Below are 8,071 nucleotides of genomic sequence, written 5' to 3'. Positions count from 1 at the left end.
AGCCGCGCGCCACCGCCCGACGCTCGACGCCCGCCCCCGTCCCGTCCACGCCAGTCGGCGTGTCCGGCGACGCGGCCGCGGCGACGACCACCCAGGCGATGTCGTCCGGCAAGTACACCGGACATCCCATCTCGCTGGACTTCCAGGGCGTCGACCTGCGCGCGGTGCTCCGCACGTTCGCCGAGGTCACGGGACTCAACCTCGTCATCGACCCCGGCGTGAAGGGCGTCGTCGACGTCACCCTGCGTGACGTGCCGTGGGATCAGGCACTCGAGATGATCCTGCGGGCCAACCAGCTGGCCTACAGCGTCGACGGCACCATCGTCCGCATCGCGCCGACGACGACGTTCTCGAGCGAAGCGGCCGACCGGCGGCGGCAGGCCGAGGAGCGCCTGCGCGAGCTCGCGGTGTCGAAGAAGGAGTCGCGCACGCTGCGTCTCAGCTACGCCAACGCCAAGGACATCGCCGACCTCGTCAAGCGGTCGGGCATGTCGACCTTCGGTGACGTCCAGGTCGATCAGAACACCAACACGCTGATCCTCTTCGACGTCCCGGACGGCCTGGCCCGCGCCCAGCTGCTCATCTCGGAGCTGGATCGCCCGCAGGCCCAGGTCGAGATCGAAGCGCGCATCGTGCGCACGACCAAGTCGGCCGCGCGCGAGCTCGGCCTGCTCTGGGGCTTTGGCGGCGGCATGACGCCGGAACTGGGCAACACCACCAACATGGCGTTCCCCAATTCCATCACCACGGGCGGCACGGCCGGCGCCATCAACACCGACGCCGACAACGCGTTCATCAAGCTGGGCAGCATCAACGGCGCCTTCAACGTCGACGTGGCGCTGTCGGCGCTCGAGACCCAGGGGCGCGTCAGCGTGATGCTCCGCCCGCGCGTGGTCACCCAGAACAACGTCAAGGCGACCATCACGCGTGGCCAGGAGATTCCGTACACCACGCTGACGGCACCACCCGCCGGTGACGGCATCAGTGTCATCCAGCCCGTGCCGCAGGTGCAGTTCAAGACCGCGGCGCTGACGCTCAACGTGACGCCGCGCATCACCGAGGCCAACACCGTGATCCTCGACGTCGACGTCGACAACGGCTCACCGGGTCAGGTCGAGGCCAACGGCAACCGTTCCATCAACACGCAGCGCGTGACCACCCGCGTCCTGGTCGCCGACCAGGGCACGACGGTCATCGGTGGCATCAACGAGGCCACGACCCAGTTCACGGAGGACCGCACGCCAGGCCTGCATCGCGTGCCCCTCATCGGCCGCCTCTTCCGTCGCGAGACCAACACGGAGGACGAGGGCGAGCTGCTGATCTTCATCACGCCGCGCATCGTGCGGGACGGAGGACCCGTCAAATGAGACTTACGCGCTATCTCTCGCAGTCAGGGCCGGCCCGCACGATGCGCGCCGCGACCCTTCTCGTGGTGGCCGGGGCGACCGCCCTGGTGGGCGGGTGCAGCAGCACCGTCCGGACGGGCCAGGCCTCGTCGTACCTGATTCTCCAGCGTCTCGAAGGCGCGTCCGGTGCCGAGACGGGGGCGACGTTCCAGAGCGTCCTGCGGTCCGACGTGCGGACCAAGGGCGGCATCTACGAGGACAACGGTCGCGTCACGCTGCAGCTGGCGATGAAGGACGTGACCAATCCGACGGGCCCGACCGCCAACAACCTGATCACGCTGAACCGCTACCGTGTCGAGTTCCGCCGCACCGACGGACGCAACACGCCCGGCGAGGAAGTGCCGTACGCCTTCGAGGGCGCAATGGGCCTGACCGTCGGCGAGCAGGCCGTCAGCGTCGTGTTCACCCTCGTGCGGGCGCAGGCCAAGCTCGAGAAACCCCTCGTCACGCTCGTCGGCAACAACGGCGGCGCCCTGCTCATCTCGACGATCGCCGACGTGACCTTCTTCGGCAAGGACCAGACCGGGCGCGACGTCACGGTGACTGGTTCCATGAGCATCAACTTCGCCGACTGGGCGGACCCCGAGTAAGCCAGGTGCAGCCATGATGACCGCACGACGTACTTCAACTTTGCTGCTGGCGGTGGCCGGCCTGTGGGTCACGACGGCCTGCACGTCCAAGCCCGACATGCCCAAGGCAACCGGCCCGTCAGAACTCGGCCTGTCGCTGCAGGTGCTGGCCTCGCCCGACGTCCTCAACACCGACGGGCTCTCGACGTCGCAGATCACCGTGACGGCTCGTGGTCCCAACAGCGAGCCCAAGCCGGGCATCCCGCTGCGCGCCGACATCCGTGTCGCCGGCGCCATCGTCGACCTCGGCAGCCTGTCGTCCAAGAGCACGACGACCGGCCCCGACGGTCGCGCGACCATCGTCTACACGGCCCCTCCGGGGGGGCTGGCCGGCAACGCCGACCTCGGCAACATCGTGCAGGTGGGCTTCACGCCGCTCACCGGCGACTACGCCAACGCCGTCGAGCGCGCGGTCAGCATCCGTCTCGTGCCCCTCGGCACCATCGTGTTCCCGGGCCAGCCGATCGCCAACTTCACCTGGCGGCCGACCGAGGCCTACGAGAAGGAAGAGGTCACGCTCGACGCCGGCCTGTCCAAGGACTGTCCGCTGACGGCCACGGCCCCGACCGACTGTTTCGACTCGCCGACACTGCAGTACGAGTGGAACATGGACGATCGCAACATCATCCTGACGGGGCGGGTCATCAAGTACCAGTTCCCGCAGCGGGGTGACTACTTCGTCAAGCTCACCGTCACCAACGCGCTCGGCAACAAGGTGTCGGTGACCAAGCAGATCGACGTGCTCGCGCGGCAGCAGCAGTAGCCACCGGCCCAGCCAGGGAACGCCACGATGTCGACGGGAAACCCCCTCGAACAGCTCAGGCGTCGCATGCAGTCGCATGCGACGCCGACCGCCTTTGCCGCCCTCGCGGAGGAGCATCGCCGTGCCGGCCGATTCGCCGAGGCCATCGCGGTGTGCCGTGACGGCCTCGAGCGGTACCCGGCCTACGCGTCGGCTCGCGTGACGCTCGGGCGCGCCCTGCTCGACAGCGGCGACGTCAGGACGGCGGTCGCCGAACTCGAGCAGGCCGTGGCGCAGTCGCCCGACAACCTGGCGGCCGCGAAGGCTCTCGATGCGGCGCACCTCGCGTGTGCCGCGCTGCCGCCCCTCCCACCGGCGCCCACCCTCGACGACCTCGAGATCCGCATCGCCGATGACGAGACGGCCTCGATTCCGGTCGACCTGATCGCACAGGCGCTCGGCAGCGGCGCCGACAGTCCTCAGGAGTTCGGCCTGGCGCCCGACTGGTCGCTTCCCCCGGTGCCCGACGGCCCGGCCCTCGCCGCCCCCGTTGACGCCACCGCCGCCACCGACGCGACAGACACGCTGGTCCTGTATCCGCACGCCGAGTCGCCGACGATTGGGTTCACCCCCCCGCACCTGCAGGGAGAGGAACCCGCCGGCATCTGGCCGGTCCCCTCGTCGAGCGACACGGACGCCGACGCGCCCACCGATGGGGCGCGCGTGTATTCATGGGCCATCCTGCCGCCCGGCGGCACCGCGCCGGCCACCGACGAGCGGGCCGTGGCGGCCCCGCCGACGGCCGGTGTGTGGGACGCACCGACCATCGACGCGCCGCTCGTGGATCTGTCTGGATTGCTGGCGATCCCGACGCCAGACCTCGACGCCGACGTTCACCCGGAGATCGACGCCCTCGCAGGCTTCGGCAGCGAACGCGATGCCGAGCCGTCCCTCACGCCCGTGCACGAGGTGACATCGCCCGCCGCGGTGGCGTCGCTCGAGGCCCCGGGACTCGCGCCTGCCGGCATCGATGAGTCGTCGCCGTTCTGGGGAGGCCTGTTCGGCGGCGAGTCCGATGACGAGGCGCCCGCGGCGTTCGCCGGATGGGGGACGAACACGCCGCCCACCGACGGCGCCGATCGCGCGCCCTGGGCCGAGGAGGCCGCCACCGATCCCTCCGGCGCGTGGAACGTCCCGGACGGGCCGTCGGCGACGTGGGCGCTCGGCGATCTCCACGAGGCGGCGGGCGCGGACGCGACGCCCTTCCGCAACGTGCGGGACGACGCACCGCCGGCGCCCGCCCCGTTCGCCTCGCTCACCGAACCGGAACCCCTCGCGCCGGCTGAGGACCTCGTCGTCGCGACGCTGCCCGACCTGGTCGTCGCCGCGCCGCCCGACACGGCGTGGGCCGGATCGGTGAAGTCGGCGCTCGGCGAGGTGTTCGCGCTCGCCGGACACGGCGACTCGCTCGAGCCGCCGACCCATCGTTCACCAGCGGTGCGCCGGGCGATGGCCGATGCCGCGCTCGAGGCCACCCTCGAGGATGTCGCCATGCGCGGCGACACGGTCCCGCCAGCCCTGGCGTCGCTGCAGCAGATGCTCGACGCCGTCCGGGCCCGGCGCGCGGCGCTGTTCAGTCACCCGGACGCCTGACCGCGGCCTCGTCGGTCCGGCACGGCGCCGCGGGCGTCGCGCCCGCGTGCATGCGACACTGTGCGCCGTGCGCGACCACCCGCATGTGAACCCATTCGACTTCCGGGGCCGCCTGCAGCGGGCCGGGGCGGCCCTGGTGGCCGCCGGCGCCGACGCGCTCCTGATCTCGCATCTGCCCAATCTGCGCTACCTGTCCGGGCTCGAGGCCACGGCAGGCTCCGGCCTGCTGACCGGGGACGGCCGTCTGTTCCTGCTGGTCGATCCCCGGTACGAGGCCGCGGCCGCGGCCCGGGCCGAGGAGGTCGGCCCCGACCTCGTGCATCCGGTGGCCACTGCCGACGTGATCGCCTCGACCTGGCTCGCCAGCCGATGTGCGAGCGATGGGATCGGCCGCGTGGCGCTCGAAAGCCGCGTGCTGACGTTGCACGCCGCCCGGCTGATCGAGCAGGCGCTCGCGGCTGCCGGCTGGTCCGGCGCGCTGATCGACCAACCCCTCGACATCGTCGAGCACGCCCGCCGAGTCAAGGACGCGGTCGAACTCGCCCTGCTACGTGAGGGTGGCGCGCGCTTGTCCGAGGCGGCCCGCGGCATTCTTGCCGACGGCGTCGCCCGGGTCGGCCGCACCGAACTCGAGGTGGCCGCAGACATCGACGCCCGTGTCCGCGCCGTCGGCTTCAGCCGCGCGGCCTTCGACACGATCGTCGCCAGCGGCCCCCGCAGTGCCTTTCCGCACGCCCGGCCGACCGATCGGCGTCTGGAGGCGGGGGAGGTCGTAGTGCTGGACTTTGGCGGGGTCTACGGCGGATACTGCGTCGACCTGACCCGGACCGTATGTCTGGGGCTCCCATCGGCCGAGGTGGACCGCCAGTATCATGCGGTGCGCCTGGCCCAGCAGGCCGGGATTGCTGCCGTTCGGCCGGGCACCACGCCGGCTGACGTCGACAGGGCCGCCCGGCAGGTTCTCGAGGCCGCGGGTCTCGGGGAGACATTCGGACACGGCACGGGACACGGACTCGGCCTCGAGGTACACGAGGCCCCGAGGCTCGCTCGTCCCCGGCCCGAAGACGCCGCCCAGCCCCCCCTCGAGGCTGGCGTGGTTTGCACCATCGAACCGGGGGCATACGTGACAGGCCGCGCCGGCATCCGCATCGAGGACGATGTGGTCGTGACGGCGTACGGACACGAGCAAATCACCGACGTGCCCCTCGGCTGGCCGACCGCACACTGACGATGACACTCGACGAAATCAAGCAGATCCTCGACCTGGTCCGTGAACACGAACTCGCGGAGTTCGAACTGGAACAGGAAGGCGTCAAGCTGCGGGTCCGGAAGAAGGGGCAGGACGCCCCCGCCGTGGTCGTGAGCCCCGCCCATCCGCTCTCCATGCCCATGGTCGCCGCCGGCCCGCCGGTGACGGCCGCGGCCACCAGTGACGCGTCGCCGGAGGTCACCGAGACCGAAGGCGTCGAGCTCGCGGTCGTCAAGTCGCCCATCGTGGGGACGTTCTACCGCGCGGCGGAGCCCACCGCCGCCCCGTTCGTCAACGTCGGCGACACCGTCCGCAAGAATCAGGTGCTCTGCCTGATCGAGGCCATGAAGCTCATGAACGAGATCGTCTCCGAGTACGACGGCGAGATCGTCCAGGTCTTCGTGGAGAACGGCCAGCCCGTGCAGTACGGCGAGCGTCTGTTCGCCGTGCGCGCTCGTTAGCCCGGGGTTGCCGTGTTCAAGAAGATTCTGATTGCCAACCGTGGCGAGATTGCGCTCCGCGTGATCTGCGCGTGCCGGGAGATGGGTATCAAGACGGTCGCCGTCTTCTCGGAGGCCGACGAGCACAGCCTGCACGTCCGCTTCGCCGACGAGGCGGTCTGCATCGGCCCGGCGCGCAGTGCCGAAAGCTACCTCCACGTGCCGGCCATCATCAGCGCCGCCGAGATCACCGGCGCCGATGCCATCCATCCCGGCTACGGCTTCCTCTCCGAGAGTGCCTATCTCGCCGAGGTGTGCGAGGCGTGCCACATCAAGTTCATCGGGCCGAGTCCCGCGGTCATCCGCCTCATGGGCGAGAAGTCCCGGGCCCGGCGCGCCATGAAGAAGGCCGGGGTCGTCACGCTTCCCGGCAGTGACGGTCCCGTCGAGACCGAGGAGGAGGCCCGCACCATCGCGGCGGCCCTCGGCTTCCCGGTCATCATCAAGGCCAGCAACGGTGGCGGCGGACGCGGCATGCGCATCGTCCGGAACGCCGACGAGCTGTCGCAGGCCCTCCGGACGGCGCAGCGCGAAGCCCAGGCCGCCTTCGGCATCGGCGACGTGTATCTCGAGAAGTACCTCGAGGCGCCCCGGCACATCGAGATGCAGATCCTCGGCGACGAGCACGGCAACGTCGTCCACCTCGGCGAGCGCGAGTGCTCGGTGCAGCGACGGCACCAGAAGCTGATCGAGGAAGCCCCGTCGGCCGTCATCAGCGAGAAGCAGCGCGCGGCGCTCGGCACGATGGTCGTCGAGGCTGCCCGGGCGGTCGGCTACTCCAGTGCGGGCACCTTCGAGTTCCTGATGGACGCGCAGGACAACCTGTACTTCATCGAGGCCAACACCCGCCTGCAGGTGGAGCACGGCGTCACCGAACTGATCACCGGCATCGACATCGTCAAGGAACAGATTCGCGTGGCGTCCGGCGCCGTGCTGTCGTTCACGCAGGACGAGGTGACGTTCTCGGGGCACGCCATCGAGTGCCGCATCAACGCCGAGAACCCGGTCACCTTCGCCCCGAGTCCGGGCCGCGTGGACGCGTTCAGCTTGCCGGGCGGACCAGGGATCCGTGTCGACACCTTCGTCCACGCCGAGGCCACGGTGCCGCCCAACTACGACTCGCTGATCGCCAAGATCATGTCGTACGGGCGGACGCGCGAGGAGGCCATCGCGCGCATGCGGCGGGCGCTGGAGATGACCGTCATCGAGGGCATCCACACCTCCGTGCCGATGCACCTGAAGATCCTCGCGGAGGTGGACTTCCAGCAGGCGCGCATCTCGACCGCCTTCATGGACCGCTTCCTGCCGCCATCACCGGCTGCCTGACCCCGTGGCGCATTCGTCGCGCCGCCCGCTGCCGTCCCGGCTGTACGCCATTGTCGATGCCGACGTGGCGGCGCGGGCCGGCTGGCGTGTGCCCGACCTCGCCGACGCGTACCTGCAGGCCGGCGTGCGGATCCTGCAACTGCGCGCGAAGGACGCCCCGGCGCGCGACGTCCTGGCCTGGACCGAGGCCCTCGCCCGACGCGCCGGCGAGGCGTGGGTCATCGTCAACGATCGCGTCGACGTGGCGCTCGTCGCCGGCACGCGTCACGTGCATCTGGGGCAGGACGATCTGCCCGTCGATGCGGCGCGCGCCTTGCTTGGCCCCGCGGCCGTGATCGGCCTCTCCACCCACAGCGAGGCGCAGGTCGAGGCCGCCTGCCAGCTGCCGATCGACTACCTGGCCGTCGGCCCCGTCTTCGGGACGCAGACCAAGAACACCGGCTACGCGCCAGTGGGGACCGCCCTGGTCGCGGCGGCGCGCGCGCGTGTCGGCACCAGCGACCCGATGCCGCTGGTGGCCATCGGCGGCATCACGCTGGCGATGGCGCCGGCCGTCGTCGCCGCGG

8 protein-coding genes are annotated in these 8,071 nt (G+C 70.6%); all 8 read left to right on the top strand.

All coding sequences use genetic code 11. The features are described from left to right. A partial coding sequence (pilQ, locus tag Q0C41_RS27810) for a type IV pilus secretin PilQ (RefSeq protein WP_291989636.1) occupies nucleotides 1-1,367 on the top strand: 1,367 nt, incomplete at its 5' end. Further along, nucleotides 1,364-1,996 carry a hypothetical protein gene (locus Q0C41_RS27805; protein WP_291989635.1) on the top strand — a complete coding sequence of 211 codons (633 nt, stop codon included), beginning with the start codon at nucleotides 1,364-1,366 and terminating at the stop codon, nucleotides 1,994-1,996. The genes pilQ and Q0C41_RS27805, both read left to right, overlap by 4 nt. A gap of 16 nt (nucleotides 1,997-2,012) precedes the next feature. After that, nucleotides 2,013-2,798, top strand: a complete 786-nt coding sequence (locus Q0C41_RS27800; RefSeq protein WP_291989633.1) for a PKD domain-containing protein — start codon at nucleotides 2,013-2,015, stop codon at nucleotides 2,796-2,798. 27 nt (nucleotides 2,799-2,825) lie between these two features. Then, entirely contained in the window at nucleotides 2,826-4,430 is a 1,605-nt protein-coding gene (locus Q0C41_RS27795; RefSeq protein ID WP_291989631.1) for a tetratricopeptide repeat protein, read from the top strand. Between the two features lie 85 nt (nucleotides 4,431-4,515). Beyond that, nucleotides 4,516-5,658 (top strand): Xaa-Pro peptidase family protein, encoded by a 1,143-nt coding sequence (locus Q0C41_RS27790; protein ID WP_291989629.1) that lies wholly within the window; start codon nucleotides 4,516-4,518, stop codon nucleotides 5,656-5,658. Between the two features lie 2 nt (nucleotides 5,659-5,660). After that, nucleotides 5,661-6,140 carry an acetyl-CoA carboxylase biotin carboxyl carrier protein gene (accB, locus tag Q0C41_RS27785; protein WP_291989627.1) on the top strand — a complete coding sequence of 160 codons (480 nt, stop codon included), beginning with the start codon at nucleotides 5,661-5,663 and terminating at the stop codon, nucleotides 6,138-6,140. Nucleotides 6,141-6,152: 12 nt separating this feature from the next. Then, entirely contained in the window at nucleotides 6,153-7,505 is a 1,353-nt protein-coding gene (accC, locus tag Q0C41_RS27780) for an acetyl-CoA carboxylase biotin carboxylase subunit (RefSeq protein WP_291989625.1), read from the top strand. 4 nt (nucleotides 7,506-7,509) lie between these two features. Then, on the top strand, nucleotides 7,510-8,071 hold a 562-nt coding region (locus Q0C41_RS27775), incomplete at its 3' end, for a thiamine phosphate synthase (RefSeq protein ID WP_291989623.1).

The organism is Luteitalea sp., from assembly GCF_022842525.1.
Classification (GTDB): Bacteria; Acidobacteriota; Vicinamibacteria; order Vicinamibacterales; family Vicinamibacteraceae; genus Luteitalea.
This window is presented reverse-complemented; position numbering and strand designations above follow the sequence as displayed.